Source organism: Polaromonas sp. YR568 (assembly GCF_943372955.1).
Taxonomy (GTDB): Bacteria; Pseudomonadota; Gammaproteobacteria; order Burkholderiales; family Burkholderiaceae_C; genus Polaromonas.
In genome coordinates, this window is sequence record NZ_CALSAL010000001.1 from 91,630 (window position 1) to 117,471 (window position 25,842).

At 63.3% G+C, this 25,842-nt stretch carries 20 protein-coding genes; 11 read left to right on the forward strand and 9 right to left on the reverse strand.

Annotation, left to right across the window (positions count from 1 at the left end):
* Positions 1-108: 108 nt before the first annotated feature.
* Both polA and AAG793_RS00450 read left to right on the forward strand, forming a co-directional pair.
* Positions 109-2,946, forward strand: coding sequence for a DNA polymerase I (polA, locus tag AAG793_RS00445; protein WP_341902557.1), 2,838 nt, complete (start codon positions 109-111; stop codon positions 2,944-2,946).
* Between the two features lie 204 nt (positions 2,947-3,150).
* Positions 3,151-4,062: a dienelactone hydrolase family protein gene (locus AAG793_RS00450; protein WP_341902560.1), complete on the forward strand. Its 912-nt coding sequence runs from the start codon at positions 3,151-3,153 to the stop codon at positions 4,060-4,062.
* Positions 4,063-4,151: 89 nt separating this feature from the next.
* Here AAG793_RS00450 and AAG793_RS00455 read toward each other — a convergent pair whose 3' ends face one another.
* On the reverse strand, positions 4,152-5,762 hold the full coding sequence (locus AAG793_RS00455; protein ID WP_341902563.1) for an iron ABC transporter permease: 1,611 nt from the start codon (positions 5,760-5,762) through the stop codon (positions 4,152-4,154).
* A gap of 152 nt (positions 5,763-5,914) precedes the next feature.
* Here AAG793_RS00455 and AAG793_RS00460 point away from each other — a divergent pair, with 152 nt between their 5' ends.
* The 3 genes from AAG793_RS00460 (at position 5,915) to AAG793_RS00470 (ending at position 9,307) form a co-directional block, all read left to right on the forward strand.
* Positions 5,915-7,150 (forward strand): ABC transporter ATP-binding protein, encoded by a 1,236-nt coding sequence (locus AAG793_RS00460; protein WP_341902565.1) that lies wholly within the window; start codon positions 5,915-5,917, stop codon positions 7,148-7,150.
* A 67-nt stretch (positions 7,151-7,217) separates the two neighbouring features.
* Positions 7,218-8,258 carry an extracellular solute-binding protein gene (locus AAG793_RS00465; RefSeq protein ID WP_341902569.1) on the forward strand — a complete coding sequence of 347 codons (1,041 nt, stop codon included), beginning with the start codon at positions 7,218-7,220 and terminating at the stop codon, positions 8,256-8,258.
* A 227-nt stretch (positions 8,259-8,485) separates the two neighbouring features.
* Positions 8,486-9,307, forward strand: coding sequence for a ZIP family metal transporter (locus AAG793_RS00470; protein ID WP_341902573.1), 822 nt, complete (start codon positions 8,486-8,488; stop codon positions 9,305-9,307).
* A 30-nt stretch (positions 9,308-9,337) separates the two neighbouring features.
* On the opposite strand, the gene AAG793_RS00475 is transcribed toward AAG793_RS00470, so the two are convergent.
* From AAG793_RS00475 to AAG793_RS00485, 3 genes are all read right to left on the reverse strand, one after another.
* Complete coding sequence (locus AAG793_RS00475; RefSeq protein WP_341902574.1) at positions 9,338-10,249, reverse strand: sulfurtransferase; 912 nt, start codon at positions 10,247-10,249, stop codon at positions 9,338-9,340.
* A gap of 43 nt (positions 10,250-10,292) precedes the next feature.
* Positions 10,293-11,195: a DMT family transporter gene (locus AAG793_RS00480; RefSeq protein ID WP_341902577.1), complete on the reverse strand. Its 903-nt coding sequence runs from the start codon at positions 11,193-11,195 to the stop codon at positions 10,293-10,295.
* Positions 11,196-11,279: 84 nt separating this feature from the next.
* Entirely contained in the window at positions 11,280-12,410 is a 1,131-nt protein-coding gene (locus AAG793_RS00485) for an aromatic ring-hydroxylating dioxygenase subunit alpha (RefSeq protein WP_341902579.1), read from the reverse strand.
* 225 nt (positions 12,411-12,635) lie between these two features.
* Between AAG793_RS00485 and AAG793_RS00490 the strand changes: the two genes are divergently transcribed.
* The 5 genes from AAG793_RS00490 to dctP (AAG793_RS00510) all read left to right on the forward strand — a co-directional run bounded on the left by AAG793_RS00490 (position 12,636) and on the right by dctP (AAG793_RS00510) (position 18,382).
* Positions 12,636-12,908, forward strand: coding sequence for an exodeoxyribonuclease VII small subunit (locus tag AAG793_RS00490; protein ID WP_341902582.1), 273 nt, complete (start codon positions 12,636-12,638; stop codon positions 12,906-12,908).
* A 51-nt stretch (positions 12,909-12,959) separates the two neighbouring features.
* Positions 12,960-13,871 carry a polyprenyl synthetase family protein gene (locus AAG793_RS00495; RefSeq protein ID WP_341902585.1) on the forward strand — a complete coding sequence of 304 codons (912 nt, stop codon included), beginning with the start codon at positions 12,960-12,962 and terminating at the stop codon, positions 13,869-13,871.
* A 101-nt stretch (positions 13,872-13,972) separates the two neighbouring features.
* Positions 13,973-15,874: a 1-deoxy-D-xylulose-5-phosphate synthase gene (dxs, locus tag AAG793_RS00500; protein ID WP_341902587.1), complete on the forward strand. Its 1,902-nt coding sequence runs from the start codon at positions 13,973-13,975 to the stop codon at positions 15,872-15,874.
* 180 nt (positions 15,875-16,054) lie between these two features.
* Complete coding sequence (gene dctP, locus AAG793_RS00505) at positions 16,055-17,134, forward strand: TRAP transporter substrate-binding protein DctP (protein ID WP_341902590.1); 1,080 nt, start codon at positions 16,055-16,057, stop codon at positions 17,132-17,134.
* A gap of 165 nt (positions 17,135-17,299) precedes the next feature.
* Positions 17,300-18,382, forward strand: coding sequence for a TRAP transporter substrate-binding protein DctP (gene dctP / locus AAG793_RS00510; RefSeq protein ID WP_341902593.1), 1,083 nt, complete (start codon positions 17,300-17,302; stop codon positions 18,380-18,382).
* A gap of 253 nt (positions 18,383-18,635) precedes the next feature.
* On the opposite strand, the gene AAG793_RS00515 is transcribed toward dctP (AAG793_RS00510), so the two are convergent.
* From AAG793_RS00515 to senB, 4 genes are all read right to left on the reverse strand, one after another.
* A complete protein-coding gene (locus AAG793_RS00515; protein WP_341902595.1) occupies positions 18,636-20,444 on the reverse strand; it encodes a TRAP transporter large permease subunit in 1,809 nt (602 codons plus the stop codon).
* A gap of 1 nt (position 20,445) precedes the next feature.
* On the reverse strand, positions 20,446-21,048 hold the full coding sequence (locus tag AAG793_RS00520) for a TRAP transporter small permease subunit (RefSeq protein ID WP_341902598.1): 603 nt from the start codon (positions 21,046-21,048) through the stop codon (positions 20,446-20,448).
* Positions 21,049-21,242: 194 nt separating this feature from the next.
* Positions 21,243-22,304, reverse strand: a complete 1,062-nt coding sequence (gene selD, locus AAG793_RS00525) for a selenide, water dikinase SelD (protein WP_341902601.1) — start codon at positions 22,302-22,304, stop codon at positions 21,243-21,245.
* 73 nt (positions 22,305-22,377) lie between these two features.
* The gene (gene senB, locus AAG793_RS00530) at positions 22,378-23,367 is read right to left on the reverse strand and encodes a selenoneine biosynthesis selenosugar synthase SenB (protein ID WP_341902604.1); all 990 of its coding nucleotides are present in this window, start codon (positions 23,365-23,367) and stop codon (positions 22,378-22,380) included.
* On the opposite strand from senB, the gene senA reads away from it, so the two are divergent.
* Entirely contained in the window at positions 23,366-24,673 is a 1,308-nt protein-coding gene (gene senA, locus AAG793_RS00535; protein ID WP_341905309.1) for a selenoneine synthase SenA, read from the forward strand. The genes senB and senA overlap by 2 nt on opposite strands.
* Before the next feature lie 26 nt (positions 24,674-24,699).
* Here the strand turns inward: senA and AAG793_RS00540 are convergent, their stop codons facing one another.
* The gene (locus tag AAG793_RS00540) at positions 24,700-25,812 is read right to left on the reverse strand and encodes a substrate-binding domain-containing protein (protein WP_341902606.1); all 1,113 of its coding nucleotides are present in this window, start codon (positions 25,810-25,812) and stop codon (positions 24,700-24,702) included.
* Positions 25,813-25,842 lie beyond the last annotated feature (30 nt).

The window sequence follows — 25,842 nt, forward strand, 5'->3', positions numbered from 1 at the left end:
GCCTGCATTGTAGGCTGGCCTGCCACCTGTGGCCATGGATCGGCCGCCCTCTGGTTTGGGTGGGCTCACCCCCGGAACAGGGCCCCGGATATCCCTGACAATGCCAGCATGAGTTCCGACAAGAAAACCTTGCTGTTGGTGGATGGCTCCAGCTACCTGTACCGCGCTTTTCACGCCATGCCCGACCTGCGGGCCGTGCCAGGCGACCCGACCAGTCCGGCCACAGGCGCCATCCGCGGCATGATCAACATGATGCAGAGCCTGCGCAAGGAGGTGCGGGCCGATTACGTGGCCTGCGTTTTCGATGCCAAAGGCCCGACCTTCCGCGACGCGCTGTACCCGCAATACAAGGCCAACCGCTCGCCCATGCCGGACGACCTGCGCGCGCAGATCGAGCCGATCCACGAGGTGGTGCGCATTCTGGGCTGGAAGGTGCTCGACGTCCCTGGTGTCGAGGCCGACGACGTGATTGGTACGCTGGCCGTCACGGCCGCCAATCAGGGCATCGAGGTGATTGTCTCTAGCGGAGACAAGGACCTGAGCCAGCTGGTCAACGAGCACATCACCATCATCGACACCATGAACGGCAAGCGGCGTGACGTCGCCGGTGTGACCACCGAGTTCGGCGTGCCGCCATCGCTGATGGTGGATTACCAGACGCTGGTCGGCGACGCGGTGGACAACGTGCCCGGCGTCGAGAAGGTTGGTCCCAAGACGGCGGCCAAGTGGCTACAGGAATACGGCTCGCTCGATGCACTGGTGGCACGGGCTGGCGAGATCAAGGGCGTGGCGGGCGAAAACCTGCGCAAGGCGCTGGACTGGCTGCCCCAGGGGCGGGCTTTGCTGACGATCAAGACCGATTGCGAACTCGACGGCTACATCGACGGCTTGCCGGCGCTGGATGCGATTCGCATCGGCGCGATGGATGGTGAGGCCCTCAAAGCCTTCGGTGAGCGCTACGGCTTCAAGGGTCTGGTACGGTCGCTGGGCGGGGATGAATCGGCGCGCGCCGAGCCTGCTGAAGTTGCTGCAAAGAGCGCTCCCAAAGACTCTGCAAAACCCTCGGCCAGCCATTCACCGGGGCTGTTTGACGAACCGGCAGAGATCAGCGAATCGACACTGCCGGTGGCACCGCGTGTGTCCAGCCTGAAGTACGACACGGTGCTGACCTGGGAATCATTTGACGCGTGGCTGGCCAGGCTCGACAGCGCCGAGCTGGTGGCCCTGGACACCGAAACCACCTCGCTCGACGAGATGCAGGCGCAGATTGTGGGCATCAGCTTCAGTGTGACGCCCGGCGAGGCCGCCTACATTCCGCTGACGCACGACTACCCCGATGCACCGGCGCAACTGCCGCGTGACGAGGTGCTGGCGCGTCTCAAGCCCTGGCTGGAGAACCCCGCCAAAGCCAAGCTCGGCCAGCACGTCAAGTACGACCGCCACGTGTTTGCCAACCATGGCATCGAGGTGCAGGGCTATGTTCACGACACCATGCTGCAGAGCTATGTGCTCGAAGTGCACAAGCCGCATGGTCTGGCCAGTCTGGCTGAGCGGCATGTGGGACGCAGCGGCATCAATTACGAAGACCTGTGCGGCAAGGGCGTGCACCAGATCAAGTTCAACCAGGTCGATATCGCCAAGGCGGCCGAGTATTCGTGTGAAGACTCGGACCAGACGCTGGACGTGCACCGCGTGCTGTGGCCGCAGCTGCAAGCCGACGACAAGCTGCGTTTCGTTTACGAGCTGGAAATGCAGAGCAGCGAAACGCTGTACCGCATCGAGCGCAACGGCGTGCTGATTGACGCCCCGACGCTGGCCAAACAGAGCGGCGAACTGGGTGCCCGCATCCTGCAGCTGGAGACCGAGGCGCATGAGCTGGCCGGCCAGCCGTTCAACTTGGGCAGCCCCAAGCAGATTGGCGAGATCTTCTTCACCAAGCTTGGCCTGCCGGTGGTGAAGAAAACGCCCAGCGGCGCACCCAGCACCGACGAGGAAGTGCTCGAAAAGCTGGCAGAAGACTACCCGCTGCCCGCGAAAATTCTGGAGCACCGGGGGCTGTCCAAACTCAAGGGCACCTACACCGACAAGCTGGCCCAGCTGGCGCATCCGCGCACCGGCCGTGTGCACACCCACTATGCGCAGGCGGTGGCGGTGACGGGCCGGCTGTCCAGCAACGACCCGAACCTGCAGAACATTCCGGTCAAGACGGCCGAGGGCCGGCGTGTCCGCGAAGCCTTTGTGGCGCCTACCGGCAGCGTGATCGCCAGCGCCGACTACTCGCAGATCGAGCTGCGCATCATGGCCCACATCAGCGAGGACGTGGCCTTGCTGCACGCCTTCACCGACGGTCTGGATGTGCACCGCGCCACCGCTGCGGAGGTGTTCGGTGTGCCGGTGGACCAAGTCAGCAGCGAGCAGCGCCGTTACGCCAAGGTCATCAACTTCGGGCTGATCTACGGCATGAGCAGCTTTGGCCTGGCGCGCAACCTCGGTATCGAGACCAAGGCCGCAGCGGCTTACATCGACAAGTACTTCCAGCGCTACCCGGGGGTGAAGCGCTACATGGATGAAACCCGGCTGTCGGCCAAGAGCAAGGGCTATGTCGAGACCGTCGTTGGCCGGCGCCTGTATTTGCCCGAGATCAACTCACCTAACGGCCCACGTCGCGGCGGCGCCGAGCGGGCTGCCATCAACGCGCCCATGCAGGGCACGGCAGCCGACCTGATCAAGCTCAGCATGAACAAGGTGCAACAGGTGCTCGACAACGAAAAGCGCGCCACCAAAATGATCATGCAGGTGCACGACGAACTGGTGTTCGAGGTGCCTGAAGCGGAAGTCGAGTGGGTACGAACCGAAATTCCGCGGCTGATGGCGGGCGTGGCTGACCTGAAAGTGCCCCTGCTTGCGGAAATCGGGTTCGGGCCCAACTGGGATAAGGCCCATTAATAAAGACCATGGATTAAGCCAATTGACGGGCGGCCGTCGCGGCCCCGGCAGTTCCCCCCGGGCATCACCTGAAAACTGACCGGTATTTCCTTGTACTGGCAAAAACTTTTGTGACCGCATAGACTACTAAGGTTTGAGGCAGGCCAACGGCTGCCGTTTCGTCGTTTCCGTTTCCTCCAACCACCCGATCCCGAAGGATTTTCCATGCTCGACCAGAATCAACGCAGTGAATTCGACTCACTGTTGCCCGGCCAGTCCACCGAGGCCGGCGCCAGTCGCCGCACCGCCCTGAAAGCTGCGCTGGGCGTGGGTTACGCCGCGACAGCCATGCCCATCATGGCGCAAACGGCCATCAAAACCTCCTCCGACGGGCTGCGCACCGGCGAGACCACGTATGAAGTCAACGGCTTCAAGGTGCCGGCCTTTTTTGCAGCGCCGGCCGGCAAGACCAATCTGCCCGTGATCCTGGTGATCCAGGAAATCTTCGGCGTGCACGAGTACATCGCCGACACCGCTCGCCGCTTTGCCAAAGCGGGCTATCTGGCCATCGCGCCCGAACTGTTTGCGCGCCAGGGCGACCCCAGCAATTACAACGAAGTGGCCAAGCTGATCGCCGAGATCGTCTCCAAGGTGCCCGATGCACAGGTGATGGCTGACCTTGACGGCGCCGTCAAATGGGCCGGCGCCAACGGTGGCAACACCAAGAAGGTGGGCATCACCGGTTTCTGCTGGGGCGGCCGCATCACCTGGCTGTACTCCCAGCAGAGCAAGAACGTGAAGGCGGGCGTGGCCTGGTACGGCCGTCTGGTGGGCGCCTCGACGGCGGTGACGCCCAGGCACCCGGTGGAACTGGCAGGCTCCATCAGCGCGCCGGTGCTCGGCCTGTATGGCGGTCAGGACACCGGCATTCCACTGACCACCGTCAACGAGATGAAAGACGCCTTGGCCGCCGCTGCTGACAAGGGCAACAAGGCAGCGAAAGCCAGCCAGTTCGTGGTGTACCCGCAAGCGCCTCATGCTTTCCACGCCGACTACCGTCCGAGCTACCGCAAGGAAGCGGCTGACGATGGCTTCAAGCGTGCGCTGGAGTGGTTCAAGACCCACGGCGTGGCCTGAAAATCCTGACGGTGCCGTTGATCGGCACCTCAGCCTGACGGCACCCCGGACCTCTGTGGTCTGGTGTGCCGTTTTTTTTATGGTGCCCGTCAGTTCGATGCGCGCGCGTTGAGCATCCTGCTCAGCAGAATCACCGGGATCAGACCCACCAGCACCAGCGCCAGCGATGGCAAGGCGGCTTCGCCCAGGCGCTCGTCGCGTGCCAGTTGGTAGGCCACCACCGCCAGCGTGTCGGTGTTGAAGGGGCGCAGCACCAGCGTGGCCGGCAGCTCCTTCATCACATCGACCAGCACCAGCAGGCCGGCTGCAGCAGTGCTGCGCTTGAGCAGCGGCCAGTGCACCCGGGTCATCAGGGCCGCTCCATGCACACCAAGCATGCGCGCTGAATCGTCCATGCTGGCCGGAATGCGCGCATAGCCACTCTGCACTGACTGCAGCGCCACCGCGCAAAAGCGCACCAGGTACGCCCAGACGATGCCCAGCACCGTGCCGGTGACCCAGAAGCCGATGCCGGTTTGCGGCGCTACCGATTGCAGCCAGCCGACCGGGAGCAGCAAGCCAACCACAATCACCGCGCCGGGCACGGCGTAGCCGAGGCTGGCGAGTTGCACCACGCTGCGCGTGAGCCGGCTCGGTTGTGTGCGCTGGCCAAACGCCAGTGCCAGCGCCACGGCGCAGGCCAGCGCGGCGGTACCGGCACCCAGGAAGATGCTGTTGAGCGACCACTTGACAAAAGAGTCCCACGGAAGGACTGCCCAGTCGGCAGTCAGTGGGCGCAACATGAAAGCCACCGGCAGCACGAAACCGGCCAGCACCGGCACGGCACACAGCAGCCAGGCCAGCACGGCAGCCCGGCCGCGCAGGGCGACCGGTCGCGCTTCGTTGGCTGCGGCATGGCCCGTCTTGCTGGCGAAGCGCATGCGCTTCTGGGCGCGCTGCTCCAGCTGAAGCAGGATCACTACAGCCAGAAGCAGCAGGGTGGCCAGCTGGGCGGCGGCGATGCGGTTGTCCATCGACAGCCAGGCCTTGTAAATGCCCGTGGTCAGCGTCTGGATGCCAAAGTAGCTGCCCACGCCAAAGTCGGCCAGCGTCTCCATCAGTGCCAGCGCCACGCCGGCCGCGACCGCAGGGCGGGCCAGCGGCAAGGCGATCGCCCGGATGCGCCGAGGCAGCGTGGCGCCCAGCAGCCGCGCGGATTCCATCAGATGGGCGGCGCGCTCGCTGAGTGCGCTACGGGCCAGCACGTACACATAGGGATAGAGCGAAAACACAAACACCCAGACGGCGCCGCCCAGGCTGCGGACCTCGGGAAACACCCGGCCTTCCAGCCCGGTCGCGGCCCGCACGGCGGTTTGCAACGGGCCACCGAACTGCAGGAGGTCGGTATAGGCATAGGCCACCACGTAGGCCGGTACGGCCAGCGGCAGCAGCAGTGCCCACTCCAGCACACGCCGGCCCGGAAAATCAAACAGCGTGATGGCCACGGCGGTGGCGCTGCCGACCACCGCGACGCCCACGCCGACCATCAGGCACAGGCGCAGTGAGGTCCATGCGTACTCTGGCAACACGGTCTGGGCCATTTCGCTAAGGATCTGGCCGCTTTCGGCGTTCCACTGGAACCACGATGCCAACACCGCCATGACCGGCAGCGCGATCAGGCAGGCCAGCAGCAGCAGGCAGGCGCGGGAGACAAAACGCATGGGCGGTGGCTTGCTCGGGTGAATTGGGGGTCGGAAGGCCGTGCCGGGCACGGTTCAGGGAAACAGACGGTCAGGCGGCGCAAGGCATTACCTGCCCGAAGCCCATGTCACTCTGGATACAAATGAGAATTGTACGCATCTACAATAGCATCATGAGCCAAGCGCAGAGCCAGCCCCCTAGCCGAGAGCATTTTCTGGAGGTTTCCAACCTGCAGGTGACCTACCCCGGCCGTGGTCAGGCGGCGGTGGCGGGCGTGTCGCTCGGGTTGGCGCAGGGCGACCTCGGGGTGTTGATTGGCCCTTCTGGCTGTGGCAAGACCACACTGCTGCGCGCGGTGGCGGGGCTGGAGCGGGTCTCGGGTGGCGAAATCCGTCTGGGTGGTGAACTGGTCAGCGGTGCCGCCTTGCACCTGCCACCCGAGCAGCGCCGCATCGGCATGGTGTTCCAGGACTATGCGCTGTTTCCCCACATGGACGTGGCGCACAACGTGGCGTTTGGCATCCACCATTTGCCAGCCGCCGAACGCAAGGCGCGTGTGCAGGAGATGCTGACGCTGGTGGGGCTGGACAACGCCCACAGGCGCCACCCGCATGAGCTTTCAGGCGGCCAGCAGCAGCGTGTGGCGCTGGCGCGTGCGCTCGCCCCCCGGCCTGGCCTGCTGCTGCTCGACGAGCCTTTTTCCAGCCTCGATGTGGACCTGCGTGAACGCCTGGCGCATGAGCTGCGCGGCATCCTCAAAGCCGCCCACGCCACGGCGCTGTTCGTCACGCATGACCAGTTGGAGGCCTTCGCCATGGGCGACGTGATCGGCGTGATGAACGACGGCACGCTGCACCAGTGGGATGGCGCCTACAACCTCTACCACCGCCCTGCGACGCGCTTTGTGGCGGACTTCATCGGCCACGGTGTGTTCACGCCCGCCACGGTCAGTTCGGTCAACAACCAGGTGGTGGTGCACACCGCACTGGGCGATCTGACGGATCTGGCCGCGGCTCCGCTGAACTGCTCGCCAGCCGGTGACCGAGACGACGCAGGGGCAGGGCAGGCGTGCGATGTGCTGCTGCGGGCCGACGACATCGTGCACGACGATGACGCCCCGGTGAAAGCCGAAATCCTGCGCAAGGCCTTCCGTGGCTCGGAGTTTCTCTACACCCTGCGCCTGGCCAGTGGCGAAACCGTGCTGGCGCTGGTGCCCAGCCACCACGACCACCGGATCGGCGAGTGGATCGGCATTCGCGCCCAGGTGGATCATGTGGTCACCTTCAACCGCCAATGCGTGGCGGCGCAGCGCGAGCTGTGCCAGCTGCCCTGTGTGCACGGCAATGCAGCAGGTCAGGCAACGCAGACCTTGCCTGGCCGGGAACACCCCTCAGTCGCACAGAGTTAGTGCAATTGATAATGATTCGCATTTGTATGCTAAGATGCGGACATCATCCACTTCACCACTGACCATCATGCTGAAAAAACTCGTGCTTTCCGCTTCGCTGGCCCTGATCGCTGCAAGCGGTGTGATGGCCCAGGAACAGGTGCTCAACCTGTACTCGGCGCGTCACTACTCCACCGATGAAGCGCTGTACAGCAACTTCACCAAAGCCACCGGCATCAAGATCAACCGCGTAGACGCCGATGACGCCGGCATCCTGGCCCGGTTGAAAGCCGAAGGTGCCGCCTCTCCGGCAGACGTCATTCTGCTGGTGGACGCCGCGCGCCTCTACAAGGCTGAAGTGGACGGGCTGTTCCTGCCGGTCAAGTCCAGCCTGCTCGAAAGCAGCATCCCCGCGCAGTACCGTGCCCCGGCAACCGGCGCTGGCACAGCCTGGTTCGGTTTTTCCACCCGCGGCCGTGTGGTGGTTTATGACAAGCTGCGTGTCAAACGCGAAGACGTGGACACCTACGAAGAGCTTGCCGATGCCAAAAACAAAGGCAAGCTGTGCATCCGATCCGGCTCTCATCCTTACAACCTGAGCCTGTTCGGCGCCGTGACCGAGCATCTGGGTGCGGCAAAAGCCGAAGAATGGCTCAAGGGCCTCGTAGCCAACCTGGCCCGCGCACCCAAGGGCGGCGACACCGACCAGATCAAGGGCGTAGCCTCGGGCGAATGCCAGATTGCGGTGACCAACACCTACTACATGGCGCGCATCCTGCGTTCGACCAGCGCTGAAGACAAAGCCATTGCAGACAAGGTCGGCGTGGTGTTTCCCAATCAGGCCTCGTGGGGCACGCACCTGAACATCGCTGGTGGCGGCGTGGCCAAGAATGCCAAGAATGCGGCCAACGCGGTCAAATTCCTGGAATACCTCGCCAGCCCGCAGGCGCAAGACTATTTCGCCAACGGCAACAACGAGTGGCCCACGGTACCGAGCGTGAAGGTGGCCAACCCGGCGCTGCAGGCCATGAGCGGCGGCTCGTTCAAGAGCGAAACCATCCCGGTCAGCGTGATCGGTGCCAACCAGACCAAAGTGCAGCAGATGCTGGACCGCGTCGGCTTCAAATAAGCCGCTCCAAGCCGAGGCATCCAGGGCGCTGACGGTTTTGCGTCAGCCCCCCTTGACACGCTTGATAAGATAACCAGAACCCCGCAAATCGGTTTTACCGGTTGCGGGGTTTCTTTGTTGCCTTGGCGCTTTTGATGCGCTTTCAGGCACTTCGGTTTCGGCGTAAGGGGGCTCAGCAAGTGCCGGGCCCATGACTCACATCAGCAAATGGACATCAGCAAACAGCCATGACTTTGATTGCAATTTTGGCCGGCACCCTGCTCGCAGGCATTGGCAGCGTGTGGCTGGCGGCCTTACTCAGCTTCGGCCTGCTGGCTCGCTACACGCAGCACATGCTCAGCCTCGCGGCTGGTGCCCTGCTGGCCACCGCCTTCATGCATTTGTTGCCCGAGGCTTTTGAGGCCCAGGCCAGCGCGCACGAGCTGTTCACCGTACTGCTGGCGGGGCTGGTGTTTTTCTTCCTGCTCGACAAGGCCGAGCTTTGGCACCACGGGCATGAGCACCACGGCAGTGGCGGGGACGGGCATGACCATGCGCACGTTCATGCTCACGATCATGGACACGATCATGGACACGATCACGCCCATGGCAGCAAGTCAGGCGGCTGGGCCATCCTGGCGGGCGACAGCGTACATGCCTTCGGCGACGGCATCCTGATCGCCTCGGCCTTCATGGCCGATCTGCGGCTGGGCTTTGTGGCGGCGCTGGCGGTGCTGGTGCATGAGGTGCCGCATCACATGGGCGATCTGGTGGTGTTGCGGCAGAGCTCCAACAACAACCGGCGGGCCGCATTGATCAAGGTGTCGCTGGCAGGTGCGGTGACGGCGCTGGGCGGTGTGGTGGGCTACGCGCTGGTGGAGCAGCTCTACGACTACCTGCCGTTCTTCCTGATCGTGGCGTCCAGTAGCTTCATTTACGTGGCACTGGCCGATTTGATCCCGCAGCTGCAAAAACGCGTCAGCGCCCGTGCCACAGCGGCCCAGATCGCTTGGCTGGCGGTGGGCATCGGCATGGTGATGCTGGTAAGCGGCTTCGCGCACCAGCACTGATCGCCAGGCGGCTCTGCCTGGCGCGGCAGATCAGCCCTTGGCGACAGGCCGGTCTGGCACGCTGCACCAGTCGCTCCAGCTGCCGGCGTACAGCGCAGAAGTACCCAGGCCCGCGATTTCCATCGCCAGCAGGTTGGGCACCGCGCTCACACCGCTGCCGCACTGGTGAACCACAGTGGCCGGGTCACGACCGCCCAGCAGTGCGTCGAACTCTTCCTTGAGCTGACCAGCAGATTTGAATTTGCCGTCGGGGCCGATGTTCTGGCTGAACGGGCGGTTCAGCGCCCCAGGAATGTGGCCGGCCACCGGGTCAAGCGGCTCCACTTCGCCCTTGAAGCGGGGTGTGGCCCGAGCGTCGATCACGGTCTGGGTGGGGCGACCCAGTTCCCGCGACACCGCATCCGCATCCACCAGCTTGGCGAGCGGCGGCGACAGCAGAAAGTTGGCCTGGAAATGCGCCGGCTCCTCGCCATGGCTGACAGCGCCGCCTGCGGCCTGCCACGCCTGCAAGCCGCCATCGAGTACCGCCACGCGCTCGTGGCCAGCCCACTTGAGCATCCACCAGAGGCGGCCGCAGTAGTTGGCACCGTTGCGGTCATAGACCACCGCCTGCATGTCATTGCCAAAGCCCACGCTGGACAGCCACATGGCGAACTTCTCCCGGTTGGGTAGTGGGTGCCTGCCACCCGACGCAGGTGCGTCGGCGCCGGTCGCGGTGATCAGCGCCTCGGCACCGGTCTTGGCGGGGTTCACGCCGTGGCGGGCGCTCAGCGCGGTGTCGAGGTTGGCGTACACCGCGCCGGTAATATGGGCCTCCAGGTACTGCGCCTGGCCCAACTGCGGCTTCATCAGGTCAAAGGTGCAGTCGAACACCCGCAGGGGCTGGCCACTGGCCATCAGGGCTTGCAGTGCCTCAGCAGAAATTAGGGTGGTGTACGTCATCTCGGAACTCCTTTGACAAGTCAGGCTGCGTATCGCAGCGACATCAGTGCTCTTCGGCGGGTGCGTTCGGTGCCGCCCGGGCGCGCAGCACCGTGGCTGCAATCGCGCTGACGATGATCAGTGCCATGCCAGCCCAGCCGATCAGGGGAATATCGTCGCCAAAAAGAATCAGGCTGTAAATCGCCGCGAACACGATGCCGGAGTATTGCAGGTTGGCCACCATCAGCGTGCCGCCATGGTTTTCCGACATCGAATACGCCTTGGTCATGGCAAGCTGGCCCAGCGAGGCCAGCAGCCCCAGGGGCAGCAGCCACAGCGCGTGCTGCCAGTTCCACGGCGTGACGCCCATCACCCCCATGCCCAGCCCACCTGCCACTGCCGTGCCAACGGCAAAATAAAACACGGTACGCGTTTCAGGCTCGCCCATGCGCGAGATAGCCATGACCTGCATGTAGGCAAAGGCAGAGCCCAAGCCGGACATCAATCCGACCAGCCCCGCAAAAGTCTGGTTTTGGTCAATGGCCGGTCGCAGCAGCATGATGACGCCGACAAAGCTCGCCAGAATCGCTACGACAAGCGGTCCCTGACTTGGCCCCTTTTGTCCGGCCTTGCCCAGCATCAGTGCGCCGCCGACGAGAAAAGCCGCGATCCACACGCTGCTCATGTAATTGAGCGTCATCGCGGTGGCCAGCGGCAAATGAGCGATGGCGTAAAACCAGGCTGCGAGCGACATCACCCCGATCACGCTGCGCCAGGCGTGCATGGCCGGGTAGCGGGTGGCCAGCGTCACGCCGCGGGCCCGTGCATAGGCCGCCATGAACACGATGCCCAGCACGCCCCGGTAAAACACCAGCTCGGCACTGTTGAAGTGCTCCGATGCGTACTTCACGCACACCCCCATGGTGGCAAACAGGAAAGCGGACAGGATCATCCAGACGGCTTGCATGGGGAAGCGTCTCAGCGGAGGGAGAGCAGGGGGAATATCCCCCGGGCGCTCAACGCTGCTGGGGGCGAGGCGGTCCGCACCACGTCAGATCATCTGCGTGGTCTTGCTTGCACCCATCTCGCGGCGGTACCACTCGTGGAAGTGCTGCATGCCGTCTTCCATCGGGCTCTGGTAGGGGCCGAACTCGTTGTCGCCGCGCAGCATCAGGGCCTTGCGACCAGCGTCCATGCGCAGGGCGATTTCGTCGTCCTCCACACAGGTTTCCATGTAGGCGGCCTGCTGCGCTTCGATGAACTCGCGCTCGAAGGCGCAGATTTCCTCGGGGTAGAAAAATTCCACCACATTAAGCGTCTTGTCCGGGCCCTGTGGGTGCAGCGTGCTGACCACCAGCACATGCGGGTACCACTCGACCATCACATGCGGGTAGTAGGTGAGCCAGATGGCGCCGTACTTGGGCGGCTCGCCCTTGCGGTACTGCAGCACCACGTCGTGCCATTTCTTGTAGGTGTCGGTGCCGGGCTTGCCCAGCTTGTCGGACACGCCCACCGTCTGCACCGAGTAGTGGGGTGCCAGCTGCCAGCGCAGGTCATCGGTGGTCACAAAGGCGCCCAGACCCGGGTGGAACGGGCCGACGTGGTAGTCCTCCAGATAGACCTCGATGAAGGTTTTCCAGTTGTAGTTGCACTCGTGCAGGTGCACCTTGTCAAGCTGGTAGCCGGTGAAGTCGAGGTCGGGCAGGGTGAGCATGCCATCCAGCTCGGCCTTGATGTTGCGCCCGTTGTCCTCGAACACCAGCCCGTTCCAGGTGGTGGTCTTGTAGCGGTTCAGGTTCAGGCAGGGGTCAATCTCGAAGTGCGGCGCACCAATCAGCTCGCCCGAGGTGTTGTAGGTCCACCGGTGCAGTGGGCACACGATGTTGCTGGCCGGGCCACTGCCCAGCGAGCCACGCCCCTGCAGCATGGTGGACTGGCGGTGGCGGCAGACGTTGGAGATCAGCTCGATCCCGCCGCTGTTGCGCACCAGGGTGCGACCTTCACCCTCGTGCGGCAGGGCGTAGTAGTCGCCCATCTGCGGTACAGCCAGTTCGTGCCCGAGGTAGCGCGGCCCGCGGGCGAAGAGCTTTTGCTGCTCCCGATCGAACAAGCTGGCGTCGAAGTAACTGGAGATGGGGAGCTGGCTGGTGGCCTGCAGCAGGCGAAGGCTGAGATCTGGCATGTAATTTCAATGGACACGCCAGCCGGCAGGCGCCGGTCAGGCAAAGCAGAAAAACGCAAATTGGGCGGGCCCCACAGGGGGCGCCACCGGGTCAGTGCGCACCCAAAATTGTACCCCCGCGGGGGGCTGGAGGCCGTGCTGCCAGCAGCCTATTGCCCGTGGCGCCGGCGGGAAGCCGCCGGGCCGCCGCCAAGCGCCTAAAATCAAAGTCAACCCCGGATTGCCATGCCCAAAAGCGCCTCTTCCAACTCATCCCAGCCGACCTCTGCGCCAGCCGCTGCTGCGCGGCCGCTGCCAGCGACCTACGAGGCGGCGCTCGCCGAACTGGAGCAGCTGGTCAGTGGTCTGGAGTCGGGCCAGTTGCCGCTAGACCAGCTGCTCAGCGGCTATCAGCGCGGCGCGCAGTTACTGAAGTTCTGCCGCGACCAGCTGGAAGCGGTGGAGACCCAGGTCAAGGTGCTGGAGGGCGCGGAACTCAAGCCCTGGGCCCAGGAATAGCGCCTTCCGACAGCACGCCGAATTCATTCAATAACCCCGAAAGACCATCGCTTGAACGCTCCCGAGACATTCCCCGGATTCGCCCTTGGCGCGTGGAGCGCTCAGCAGCTGGCCACGGTCGAGCAGGCCCTGTCGCGCTGGGTCGCACCGAGCGACGCACCGGCAGGCCTCGGTGACGCGATGCGCTATGCGGTGCTCGATGGCGGGAAACGCCTGCGGCCTTTGCTGGTCATGGCCGCCTGCGACGCGGTGGGCGGCAACACACAGGCCGCCCTGCGCGCCGCGTGTGCCGTGGAGCTGATTCACGCCTATTCGCTGGTGCACGACGACATGCCCTGCATGGACAACGATGTGTTGCGTCGGGGAAAACCCACGGTGCATGTGCAGTTTGGCGAGGCCCAGGCCTTGCTGGCCGGTGACGCCCTGCAGGCCCTGGCGTTTGATTTGCTGACGCCTGACGACGGATCAGTCGATGCCGCTACCCAGGCGCGCCTGTGCCGCATGCTGGCCAAGGCGGCGGGCTATCAGGGCATGGCCGGCGGGCAGGCGATTGATCTGGCCAGCGTCGGCAAACCGCTGGACTCAAAGCAGCTCCATGAAATGCACCGACTCAAGACCGGGGCGCTGCTGCAGGCCAGCGTGCTGATGGGCGCTGCCTGCGGGCAGGTGAGTCCCGCCGCACAGGAGGCTCTGGGCCAGTACGGCGCTGCGGTGGGCCTGAGCTTTCAGGTGGTCGATGACATTCTGGATGTGGTCGCCGATTCCGCCACCCTGGGCAAGACCGCTGGCAAGGACGCCGCCCAGGACAAGCCCACCTTCGTGTCGCTGATGGGACTGGATGCTTCCCGGGCCTACGCGCAGCAGCTGCTGGCGCAGGCGCTGGCCAGCCTCGATGCCACCGGACTCGGGAACACCCATGCCCTGCGTGCGCTGGCCGACATGCTGGTCAACCGCGCCCATTGATGCCTCGGGGACACAACTCAACGCACACTAGGGCTAACGCGCTGGTCACATCTGTTTTTTTGCTGAATATTCGCTGATCAAGGCCTGTCAATTTTCATTCCATGACCTATCCGCTGCTCGAAACCATCCAAAGCCCCGGCGACCTGCGCCGCATGCCGCGTACCCAGCTCAAGGCCGTGGCCGACGAAGTGCGTGCCTGCCTGCTGGACAACGTGTCCAAGACCGGAGGCCATCTAAGCTCCAATCTGGGCACCGTCGAACTCACCGTGGCCTTGCATTACGTCTTCAACACGCCGGAAGATCGGCTGGTGTGGGACGTGGGCCATCAGACCTATCCCCACAAGATTTTGACCGGCCGGCGTGAGCGCATGGGCAGCCTGCGCCAGCTGGGTGGCCTCGCGGGTTTTCCGCGCCGCGACGAGAGCCCCTACGACACCTTTGGCACCGCGCACTCTTCCACTTCCATCTCGGCGGCGCTGGGCATGGCGCTGGCGGCGCAGCAAAAAGGCGAAGACCGGCATGCGGTGGCCATCATCGGTGACGGCGCAATGAGCGCAGGTATGGCCTTCGAGGCACTGAACAATGCCGGCGTGCACGATGAGTGCAAGCTGCTGGTGGTGCTGAACGACAACGACATGAGCATCAGCCCGCCGGTGGGTGCGCTCAACCGTTACTTGGCCCAGTTGATGAGCGGACGTTTCTATGCATCGGCCAAGAATGTGGGCAAGCAGGTGCTGCGCGTGGCGCCGCCGCTGTTTGAACTGGCACGCCGGCTGGAGACGCACGCCAAAGGCATGGTTGTGCCCGCCACGCTGTTCGAGAACTTCGGCTTCAACTACATCGGCCCGATTGACGGGCACGACCTCGAGTCCCTCATTCCCACACTGGAGAACCTGCGTAATCTCAAGGGGCCGCAGTTCCTGCATGTGGTGACCAAAAAAGGACAGGGCTACAAGCTCGCCGAGGCGGACCCGATTGCCTACCACGGGCCCGGCAAATTCGACCCGGCCACCGGCCTGCAGAAGGCAGCGACGCCGGCCAAACAGACCTTCACCCAGGTCTTTGGCCGCTGGCTGTGCGACATGGCCGAGCAGGACAAGCGACTGGTCGGCATCACGCCCGCCATGCGCGAAGGCTCGGGCATGGTCGAGTTTCATCAGCGCTTCCCGGAGCGCTACCACGACGTCGGCATTGCCGAGCAGCATGCCGTCACTTTTGCAGCTGGCATGGCCTGCGAAGGCCTCAAGCCGGTGGTCGCGATTTATTCGACCTTTTTGCAGCGCGGTTACGACCAGCTCATCCACGATGTGGCGCTGCAGAACCTGCCGGTGGTGTTTGCACTCGACCGTGCGGGCCTCGTCGGCGCTGACGGCCCCACGCATGCGGGTGCCTACGACATTCCCTATCTGCGCTGCATTCCCAACATGAGCGTGGCCTGCCCGGCTGATGAGAAGGAGTGCCGTCAGTTGCTGAGCTCGGCCTTCGAGCAGAGCCATCCGGTGGCGGTGCGCTACCCGCGCGGCGCTGGTGCCGGCGTGGAGCCGGAGTCTGGTTTGAAGTCCTTGCCTTTTGGCAAGGGTGAAGTGCGGCGTGAAGGCAGGGGCGTGGCCATTCTTGCGTTCGGTACCCTGTTGTATCCGGCGCTGGACGCGGCGGAGAAGCTGGACGCCACCGTGGTCAACATGCGCTGGGCCAAGCCGCTGGACACCGAGTTGCTGCTCAAGATCGCCGCCAGTCACGATGCGCTGGTCACGGTGGAAGAGGGCGCCATCATGGGCGGCGCGGGCAGTGCCATCAGTGAGGCGCTTCAGGCCGCCGGCGTGGTGCGGCCGCTGTTGCAACTGGGCCTTCAGGACATCTTCACCGAGCACGGTGATCCGGCCAAGCTGCTGTCCATGCAGGGGCTGGATGCCGCCGGTATCGAGCGCGCGATCAGTTCGCGTTTTGCCGCAGTGCCCCTGCCCGGCAAGGCATCAAAACCGGTATTGAAGTCGGTCGGCTAGCCGCGAATCCTGCTCGCGCGGCCTCATGCGCCTGTCATGCGCCTGTCATGTGGGGCGCGCGGGAAAACCCGTGAGGGTGTGTGCTCGTGGCTTTCTACAATCGCGGCAAGGCGATGTGTCGCAATCTTGCGCTGACGCTTGCTTGTTCACACAGACCGGTTTTCCCCTTCGGAGTGTTTCATGAATCGTCGAGCCCTGATCAGACATGCCGGCATCTCCGGTGTGCTTGCGGCCGGCGTGGCGCCTGCCGTTCTGGCCCAGGCATCGGTCCGCTGGCGCCTGGCATCCAGTTTCCCCAAGTCGCTGGACACGATTTATGGCGCGGCAGAAAGTTTCGCCCAGCATGTGCGAGCGGCGTCCGGCGGCAAGTTCGAGATATCGGTGCATGCGGCTGGCGAGCTGATGTCGGCCTTCGATGTCCTGGACAACGTGCGCAGCGGATCTATTGAGGCGGCCCATACTGCACCGTATTATTTTGCGGACAAGGACGAGACTTTCGCCATCGGCGGTGCCATCCCCTTTGGCATGAACAGCCGGCAGATGACTGCCTGGACTTTCGAGGGCAACGGCCTGAAGCTGATGCGCGAGTTTTACGCGCAGTACAACATCATCAACTTTGCCTGCGGCAACACTGGTGCGCAGATGGGCGGCTGGTTCCGCAAGGAGATCCGCTCGCTTTCGGACATGAAGGGCCTGAAATTCCGTGTCGGTGGTTTTACCAGCAAGGTCATCGAGCGCATGGGTGCCGTTCCGCAGACCCTTGCTGGCGGCGACATCTACCAGGCGCTGGAGCAGCGCACCATAGACGCTGCCGAATGGATAGGCCCCTACGACGATCAGAAGCTGGGCATCAACAAGGTGGCACCCAACTACTACTACCCTGGCTGGTGGGAGGGTGGCCTGCAGCTCGATCTTTACATCAACCGCAAGGCCTATGAGGCCTTGAGCAGTGTCAACAAGGCGATCGTGAAAATCGCCAGTGCGGCAGCCCATGTAGAGATGCAGGCCAAATACGATGCCCGGAATCCGACGGCGCTCAAGCAATTGGTCGGGGCCGGCGCCAAGCTCAGGCCTTTCCCTCCAGACGTGATGAACGCGGCTTTCAAGGAGTCCATGGCGCTTTACGCGGAGCTGTCGGTGAGCAATCCCAACTGGCGTCGGTTGTATGCAGACTACGCCCGTTTTAGGGGCGATCAGAACCTCTGGTTCCGTTTCACCGAGTCGACTTTCGACCGCTTCATGCAGAGCCAAAAGCTTTGAATGAGGCGGGCTGACAACTGGCTGACTGTGTGTTTGAAAGGCCGTTTTCCGCAGGGAAAACCCGCCCTTAGGCTGCAAAAAGCGAGTTCTAGAATTAAGGGCAACTTTCAAAAGTTGAAGGCCCGGTCATAAGCCGTGCTCCCTCAAATCACCTGGAGTCTATTCATGGATCGTCGTTCTCTTATCAAAAATGCCGGTATTGCCGGTGTGCTTGCCGCTGGCGTAGCACCGGCCGTGCATGCCCAGGAAGCCATTCGCTGGCGCCTGGCATCGAGCTTTCCGAAAGCCCTCGACACCATTTACGGTGCTGCGGAAGTCTTTGCGAAAAAAGTGGGCGAAATGTCTGGCGGCAAGTTCCAGATCTCCGTGCACCCTGGTGGCGAGCTGATGCCTCCGATTGCCGGCATGATCGACAACATCCAGAAGGGCACGACCGAAATGGTCCACACCGCGCCCTACTATTTCTTCGGCGTGAACGACGTTTTCGCTCTGGGATGTGCCATTCCCTTCGGCCTCAACAGCCGCCAGATGACGGCGTGGATGTACCAGGGCAACGGCCTGAAACTGATGCGCGAGTTTTACGGCAAGTACAACATCGTCAACTTCCCCATGGGCAACACCGGCGCACAGATGGGCGGCTGGTACCGCAAGGAAATCAAGGGCGTTGCCGACATCAAGGGCCTGAAGTTCCGGGTCGGCGGCTTCGCCGGCAAGGTGCTCACCCGCATGGGTGCCGTTCCGCAAAACATCCCCGGCGGCGAGATTTATCAGGCGCTGGAGAAGGGCACCATTGACGCCGCCGAGTGGGTGGGACCTTACGACGACCAGAAACTGGGCTTCAACAAGGTCGCGCCTTTCTATTACTACCCTGGCTGGTGGGAAGGTGGTCCGCAGCTGGACGCCTTTGTCAACAAGACTGCCTATGACAAGCTGTCCGCCGAGAACAAGGCTATCCTGGAGTCTGCTGCCGCTTACGCGCACACCGACATGCAGGCCAAGTACGACGCGAGGAACCCCGAGGCGCTCAAACAGCTCGTGGCGGCCAAAACCAAGGTCCTGCCTTTCCCCAAAACCGTGATGGATGCGGCCTTCAAGGAGTCGATGGCCCTCTATGCCGAGATCGGTAACAGCAATCCCGACTGGAAGAAGATTTACGCCGACTACGCTGCCTTCCGCAAGGACCAGAACCTGTGGTTCCGGTTCACGGAAATGCGCTTCGACCAGTTCATGCAGGGCCAGAAGCTGTAAGTCCAGCTGGTCTGTCCAAACCCCGCTCCGGCGGGGTTTTTTTATGGCTGGCCCAAGAAGGGGGCCCCGGCTGGGTCAGGGTCAGGGCCAGGGTTCTGGGGCATGGACTGCTGCTCTGGCAATGCCAGCGTCCATCGTCAGCCCAGGGATATCGCGGCATCAACCTTTGCGCGTGCCCCTGAATTGCAGCCAGCGACAGCAAAAAAAAGGCTCGCATGCGCGAGCCTCTTCAGAAAGCCAGGGGAGCCGGAGTTTATGGCTTCGTCGCATCCTTCGGCTTCGTGGCTTCCTCCAGGGCTTTCATCGGGTCTTCTTCCTTGCCAGCCTCTTCGGTCGTCTGAGCCGCTTCGGCCTCCTCGGCCTCTTGCTTGATCTCTTCTTCCGATTTCGGCATTTGCAGCTGCTCCAGCACCTGATCGGCATTGAGTTTGTCTACCTTTTCAATGCCACCTGTCACCAGGCTGGGGAAGATCATGATGGCGGCCACCATGATCAGCTGCAGGATGATGAAGGCAATCGAACCCTTGTAAATCTGGGCCGTGGTCACTGCTGGAATGGTGGCGCCGGTGACGCGGTCGCGGTAGTCGAACTTCGCCGCCACGCTGCGCAGGTAAAACAGGGCAAAGCCGAAGGGCGGTGTCAGGAACGAGGTCTGCAGGTTCATGGCGATGATCACGCCGAACCAGATCATCGCGTCATCGGCGGTCATGCCCGGGACCAGGCCCGGCAGGATTTTCTCGGCCACCGGCGCCAGCAGCGGAATCACGATGAAAGCGATCTCGAAGAAGTCGATGAACATGCCCAGAATGAACACCAGCACATTGACCACAATCAGGAAGCCCCAGGCACCGCCCGGGACACCCTCGAACAGGCGTTCCACCCAGAAGTGACCATCAGCGGCATTGAAGGTAAAGCTGAATACGGTGGAGCCGATCAGGATGAACATCACAAAGGAAGCGAGCTTGGCGGTGTTTTCCAGCGCCTGCTTGAGCAAGGACTTGTCCATGCGGCGTTTGCCGATGGCCAGGATCAGTGCCCCCAAAGCACCCATGGCGCCACCCTCGGTCGGCGTCGCGACGCCCAGAAAGATGGTGCCCAGCACCAGAAAGATCAGGATCAGCGGCGGCATCAGCACAAAGGTCACGCGCTCGGCCAGTTTGGACAGCAGACCCATTCCGGTGACACGGTTGATGATGGCCAGGGCCAGACCCAGCAGGGAAGCCAGCGTCATTGACAGGATGACAATTTCATCGCCGGGCGCAGGCAAGGGGCGCTCGAGCAGTGGGGTAAGCACGGCGTTGTGTACTTGGGCCCAAGCCATGCCGGCAACCGCGCACAGGATGACCAGGAACATCAGCGACTTGTGCCCCGAGGCTCCGTCCGGCTCCTTGTAGATGCGCGCTTCGACCGGCAGCGGCGGTACCATGGCCGGTTTGACAAAGGAAACCACGACGATGAAGACAATGTACAGGCCAACCAGCAACAGGCCAGGCACCAGCGCGCCCGAGTACATGTCACCCACCGAGCGGCCCAGCTGGTCGGCCAGAACGATCAGCACCAGCGAGGGTGGAATGGCCTGAGCCAAAGTGCCCGAGGCCGTAATCACGCCAGTCGCGATAACGCGGCTGTAACCATAACGCAGCATGATGGGCAGGGAGATCAGGCCCATCGAGATCACGGCAGCGGCAACCACGCCGGTGGTCGCGGCAAGCAGCGCGCCCACCAGAATCACGGCAATTGCCAAGCCGCCGCGCAGCGGGCCGAACACTTGGCCCACCGTTTCCAGCAGGTCCTCGGCCATGCCCGAACGTTCCAGGATGATGCCCATGAAGGTGAAGAAGGGAATGGCCAGCAGCGTGTCATTCTGCATGATGCCGAAAATGCGCGAGGGCAGCGCCTGGAAGAGGGTGGCAGGAAAAAGGCCCGCCTCCATACCGATAAAACCGAAAGCCAGACCGGTGGCGGCCAACCCGAAGGCGACAGGAAAACCGGTCAGCAGCAATAGAAACAGGCCGGCGAACATGAGGGGCACAAAGTTCTGTGCCAGAAAGGTGGTTTCCATCTTATTTTTCTCCGGCCAGGCGGGCAGCGGCAATGCGCTCCAGCTCTTCAATGTGTTTTTGCTCGTCCGATTTGGCAGATTCGCCGCCAATCGGGTCCTCGATCACGCCGCGCAGAAAGGCGATGCGCTTGATCAGTTCAGAGATGCCCTGAATCGCCAGGATCGTGAAGCCGACTGGCACCAGCAGGTAGACCGGCCAGCGGATCAAACCGCCAGCGTTTTGCGACATTTCGCCGTTGCTGTAGGCGCCCATGAAGAAAGGCCAGCTCAAGGTCACCATCAGAATACAGAACGGGAACAACACAAACACAATGCCCAGGAGGTCGATCCAGTTGCGCATGCGGTCGGACAGCCGTGAGGAGATGAAGTCAATGCGGACATGCGAGTTGCGAAGAAACCCGTAACCTGCACCCAGCATGAACACGGCTGCAAACAGGTACCACTGGATTTCCAGCAGGCCATTGGAACTCGTGTCGAAGGCCTTGCGCACGATGGCGTTGCCAGCGCTGATCAGGGTGGTCGCCAGAATCAGCCACATGGTGAGTTTGCCGATCCAGGTGCTGATTGTGTCAATCAGGCGGGACAGCGAGAGAAGGTTTTGCATGGTGCTCCCAAGGAAAAATGTCCACGCATGAAAAGCATCCGACGGCCTTCTTGGTGAGAAGGCGTGCCGGATGCGGGTGTGCGTGGAGCGGATTCTATAAAGGACTATAGAAGGCTAGCTGACAGCTTTGTGACGGTGTTATCCCGAAGCAGGCCAGGGTTCCGCATGGCGAGCGGAGGCGAAACTAGATGAAACTAGACAATTGCCACGCCACTGCCCGATGACATATGACCAATCACCCGCGCGTCGGCAAAGCCCTGGGTGTGAAAGCAGGCCAACACATCGTCAGCAATGGCTGGATCACAGGACACCAGCAGGCCACCACTGGTTTGTGGATCACTGAGCAGCGCTTGCTGGGCGGGGCTGATCTGGGCAGACAGGCTGACTTCGGCGCCATAGCTGGCCCAATTGCGGCCTGAGGCGCCCGTCACCATGCCCTGCGCGGCCAACTCCAGCACGCCGGGCAGCAGCGGAATGCGGTCCATCTGCAACTCCATCTTCAGCTTCGCGCCGCGCGCCAGCTCCAATCCGTGACCGAGCAGTCCAAAGCCGGTGATGTCAGTCAGCGCGTGCACGCCGTCCATCTGTGCAAGCGTGATCCCGGGCTTGTTGAGCTGGGTGGTGGTGGCAATCATCTGTGCGTAACCCTCGGCACTGAGCTGCTCTTTCTTGAGCGCCGCCGAGAGAATGCCCACGCCCAGCGGCTTGCCGAGCACCAGCACATCGCCCGCCCGCGCGCCAGAATTCTTCTTCACGCGCGAGGGATGCACCAGCCCCAGCACCACCAGGCCGTAAATGGGCTCCACCGAATCGATGGTGTGACCGCCGGCAATCGGAATGCCGGCATCGCGGCACACGTCCTGGCCGCCGCGCAGGATGGCGCCTATGGTTTCCAGCGGCAGTACGTTGATCGGCATGCCAACCAGCCCCAGCGCCATGATGGGTGTGCCGCCCATGGCATACACATCGCTGATGGCGTTGGTCGCGGCAATGCGTCCAAAGTCGTAGGGATCGTCGACGATGGGCATGAAGAAGTCGGTCGTGGCGATCAGGGCCTGCTCGTCGTTGAGCAGGTACACGGCCGCGTCGTCGGCGGTTTCAATGCCCACCAGCAACTGCGGCGGGATCGGAAGATTGCTGGAGTTCTTCAGAATCTCGCTCAGCACGCCGGGGGCAATCTTGCAGCCACAGCCCCCACCATGGGACAGGCTGGTCAGCCGGGGCGAGGCGGGGAGGGATGTAGCGGGTGCGGTCATGCGGACTTTCGGTGAGGGTGTGTTTCGGTGAGAGTGTGGTCAGTGCGGCTGGCGCAGCAGCTTCGGCGCTGCTTCAGCTTCGCTCGAGGTCTTGGCGCGCTGGATGAATCGCCGTTTCAAGCAAGTTTATGACAAGCGCCCGTTCCCGTTCAGGAGCAAACAGGAAAGCGCGTCCCCGGCATTGCCGCTGTAAATGAGCATAAAAAGCCGGATCGCTGGCGCAACGCTGCACCAGGGCGGCCAACCCGGCGTCGTCGCCGACCTCGAAATAGCCGGCATAGTCGGCGTCCAGCATCCCGACATTGCCCCCCACACGGGTGGCCAGCACGGGGGTGTCGCACTGAATGGCCTCCAGAATCACCTGCGCACCGCCCTCCATGATGGAGGTGTTCACCAGCAAATGGGCGCGTTTCATGCGCTGGCGTGTGGCGGCACGCGGCAGCTCGCCCAGCCAGCGGTAGGCAGCTGTGGCTGCTTCGGTGGCCCGCGCGGCATCGGCCAGTGGGGTCGTCAGCGCCCGGCCAATATGCAGCCACCGCGCGTGGGCATGGCGGCCAGCTGCGCGCATGAAGGTCAGCGGGTCTTTTTCATCACGCAGGTGCCCCACGTTGAGCACACTGAACAGCCGGTTGCGCTGCGCCGCCGGCTTCAGGCGCGGTGCCGATTGGTAGATCACACGCGTCTTCTTGCGCCACTGCGCTGGCAGGGCATCAAGGCCATCGTCCTGCAACACCACCAGATGGGTGGCCAGTGCGAGCGACTGTTGTGCCGTAGCGTCGTGGTGAATGTCGCGGTAGAGGTCGGTGCCGGTCAGCACCACGATCAGGGGACGGTCTGGAAATGCCTTGGCCCAGGCGTGGATGGAATCGGCCGAGCGCCGCGCGTGCAGGGCTACCATGGCTTGCGGTGCGTCTGGCGCCGATCCAGACCATCGTGGCACCACGGCGATGTCACAATGCCCGGAAAGAAAACGCGCCCAGCGTTGCGCCGTGTGCCAGTTGCCGTTGTTGGATTCGGCCATCGCCGGGCTTACCAGGACTGCCGTTGTGGCTTCAGATTTCATGCCCGATTCGTCACGCCGCTTGCCGGGTTCGGCCGCTGACGGACACCCCGATCTGATTGATTCACCCCTGATTCGTCAGGCGGGCCGCGATGTGCTGTCGCTCGCGCTGATGGATTCCCGAAATCATACGCTGCACCTGATGGGGCAGTACCAGCGGGCGCTGGAGGCGGCGAATTTTGCAGTGCCCCTGCTGGCCACAGTCAACCCGCCCCTGTGGGAGCTCGGACACATTGGCTGGTTTCAGGAGTGGTGGATTGCGCGCAACATGCAACGCGGCATGGGCACGCGCTGCGAGCCGGCACATGCGCGGCTGGCGTCTATTGAGCCACACGCCGACCGCTGGTGGAACTCAGACGAGGTGGCGCATGACAGCCGGTGGTCGCTGGACCTGCCTGGTGCCAGCGACTGCCGGGCCTATCTGCTGAACACGCTGGAGACCACGCTGGAGCTGCTGGACCGGACCGACGACGGACCCGGCCGCGACGACGCCCTGTATTTCTTCCGGCTCGCGCTGTTTCACGAAGACATGCACGGTGAAGCGTTTGCCTACATGGCCCAGACGCTGGGGATTGCGCTCGATCCGCCGCTGCGCACTGCCCTGACTCCGGGGCCGATGACGATCCGTGAGCCACTGGTGATTCCTGCCGCCGTCTGGCGCACGGGAAGCCCGCCAGCCGATGAAGCCGGGTTCTCATTCGACAACGAATTACCCTCGCATCAGGTCAGCGTGCCCGAGTTCGAGATTGACGCCCAACCCGTCAGCTGGGCGCAGTATGTGGAGTTTGTGGACGACGGTGGCTACGACCGTGAGGACCTCTGGCACCCGCAAGGCTGGCAGTGGCTGCAGGCGCTGGCGCGAGGTGAAGGGCGGCGTGGCCCGCGTTATGTCGAGCAGATCGGCGTGGCCAGTGGTGCTGTCACGCAGACACGCTTTGGCCAGCCCACGCGTATGCAGGGCAATCAGGCTGCGACCCATGTGAGCTGGTGGGAGGCCGACGCGTGGTGCCGTTGGGCAGGCCGACGCCTGCCCGCCGAAGTGGAATGGGAACTGGCCGCGCACACGGCAGCGCGGCGTGGCTTTGCGTGGGGACAGGTCTGGGAGTGGATGGGAACCACCTTCCGGCCTTATCCTGGCTTCACGCCTCATCCGTACGAAAACTATTCCGCCCCCTGGTTTGGCACGCACAAGGTGCTCAAGGGCGGCTCGTTTGCCACCCGCGCACGCATGAAGCACGTGCGCTATCGCAATTTCTACCTGCCGGAGCGGGACGACATCTTCAGCGGCTTTCGCTCCTGCGCGCTATAGCTCCAGACTGCGATGGTGTCATCCCGTCAGGTGGTTCGTACCGGCTTGGTCTTGCGGTAGTTCCACCATGGCAAGGTGGCGCGCATCGACAGCACCTTGCCTGGCTGCGCGTCGTCGGCGCTGTAGCCCGGCAGGTTCTCCAATGTTTCCGACCAGCCCGGGCTGAGCAGTTCCTGCAGCAATCCCTGCACCGGTGGGGTGGGCAGCTCCGACTTCAGGCACACCAGGTGGTAGCGCTCCCGCACCAGTGGCACAAAGCCCAGCCCGCGTTCCCGGGCCGCGGCTTCAATGCCCAGGCCGGCATCGGCAGCGCCGCTGGCAATCGTTTGCGCCACCGCGGTGTGTGAGGGTTCCAGTGTGTCGTAGCCGCTGATGGTTGCCGGGGCAATGCCTGCGGTCTCCAGCAGTTCATCCAGCAGCACACGGGTGCCCGTGCCCTGTGCCCGGTTGACGTAGCGCAGCCCCGGCGCAGTGAGGTCCTGCAAAGTCTTGATGCGCTTGGGGTTGCCCTTGGCCACCATCAGCCCTTGCATGCGGTGCGCAAAGCCAATCAGCTTGTGAATGCCCGGCTTGAGCAGGCTGCGGTACGTTTGTGCCGACACGGAACGCACGGCAGGTGCATCCAGCGTGTGGAAGCCCGCCATCATGCATCGCCCGGCGTTGAGGGCCGCAATCGCATCCACACTGCCCATGAAGCGGATGTCCAGATGCAGCCCACGACCGGCGGCCTGATCGCGCAGTGCCGAGAGCGCTGCGTCATGGCTGGCGTAGATCGTCAGCACATGGGTGTCGTCGTCAAACGCGGTGGAAAAAGCCCGTTCGATGTCGCCGCGCAGCGACTCGATCTGCGGCGCCAGCCGCGCCTGCGCCTGGCGTTCGGCCCACAGCAGCTTCTCGCCGAATTCGGTCAGGCGTGCACGTTGCCCCTTGTCCCAGACGATGAGGGTCCTGCCTAGCGCCTGCTCCCAGTCCTTGAGCGCGCCCCACACATGGCGGTAAGACAGGTCGAGCGCCCGCGAGGCCTTGGAGATGGAGCCCTGCTCGCGCACGGCGTGCAGCATGTCCATCAGCGGATTGCGGATCAGCGTGTGCTTGCTGCGCGTGGGCGACAGCAGGTAAGACAGTTCGACTTTGTGCATGGGATGGGTGGGCTGCCTCAATTATCGGCC

Bases quoted from the DNA above. Each gene is read 5' to 3' on its own strand.
- AAG793_RS00485 (WP_341902579.1), bottom strand. From the start codon at position 12,410: ATGCCAGATCTCAGCCTTCGCCTGCTGCAGGCCACCAGCCAGCTCCCC.
- senB (WP_341902604.1), bottom strand. From the start codon at position 23,367: ATGAAATCTGAAGCCACAACGGCAGTCCTGGTAAGCCCGGCGATGGCC.
- AAG793_RS00480 (WP_341902577.1), bottom strand. From the start codon at position 11,195: ATGCAAGCCGTCTGGATGATCCTGTCCGCTTTCCTGTTTGCCACCATG.
- AAG793_RS00455 (WP_341902563.1), bottom strand. From the start codon at position 5,762: ATGCGTTTTGTCTCCCGCGCCTGCCTGCTGCTGCTGGCCTGCCTGATC.
- AAG793_RS00465 (WP_341902569.1), top strand. From the start codon at position 7,218: ATGCTGAAAAAACTCGTGCTTTCCGCTTCGCTGGCCCTGATCGCTGCA.
- dctP (WP_341902593.1), top strand. From the start codon at position 17,300: ATGGATCGTCGTTCTCTTATCAAAAATGCCGGTATTGCCGGTGTGCTT.
- dxs (WP_341902587.1), top strand. From the start codon at position 13,973: ATGACCTATCCGCTGCTCGAAACCATCCAAAGCCCCGGCGACCTGCGC.
- selD (WP_341902601.1), bottom strand. From the start codon at position 22,304: ATGACCGCACCCGCTACATCCCTCCCCGCCTCGCCCCGGCTGACCAGC.
- dctP (WP_341902590.1), top strand. From the start codon at position 16,055: ATGAATCGTCGAGCCCTGATCAGACATGCCGGCATCTCCGGTGTGCTT.
- senA (WP_341905309.1), top strand. From the start codon at position 23,366: ATGCCCGATTCGTCACGCCGCTTGCCGGGTTCGGCCGCTGACGGACAC.
- AAG793_RS00540 (WP_341902606.1), bottom strand. From the start codon at position 25,812: ATGCACAAAGTCGAACTGTCTTACCTGCTGTCGCCCACGCGCAGCAAG.
- AAG793_RS00450 (WP_341902560.1), top strand. From the start codon at position 3,151: ATGCTCGACCAGAATCAACGCAGTGAATTCGACTCACTGTTGCCCGGC.
- AAG793_RS00515 (WP_341902595.1), bottom strand. From the start codon at position 20,444: ATGGAAACCACCTTTCTGGCACAGAACTTTGTGCCCCTCATGTTCGCC.
- AAG793_RS00460 (WP_341902565.1), top strand. From the start codon at position 5,915: ATGAGCCAAGCGCAGAGCCAGCCCCCTAGCCGAGAGCATTTTCTGGAG.
- AAG793_RS00490 (WP_341902582.1), top strand. From the start codon at position 12,636: ATGCCCAAAAGCGCCTCTTCCAACTCATCCCAGCCGACCTCTGCGCCA.
- AAG793_RS00520 (WP_341902598.1), bottom strand. From the start codon at position 21,048: ATGCAAAACCTTCTCTCGCTGTCCCGCCTGATTGACACAATCAGCACC.
- AAG793_RS00475 (WP_341902574.1), bottom strand. From the start codon at position 10,249: ATGACGTACACCACCCTAATTTCTGCTGAGGCACTGCAAGCCCTGATG.
- AAG793_RS00470 (WP_341902573.1), top strand. From the start codon at position 8,486: ATGACTTTGATTGCAATTTTGGCCGGCACCCTGCTCGCAGGCATTGGC.
- polA (WP_341902557.1), top strand. From the start codon at position 109: ATGAGTTCCGACAAGAAAACCTTGCTGTTGGTGGATGGCTCCAGCTAC.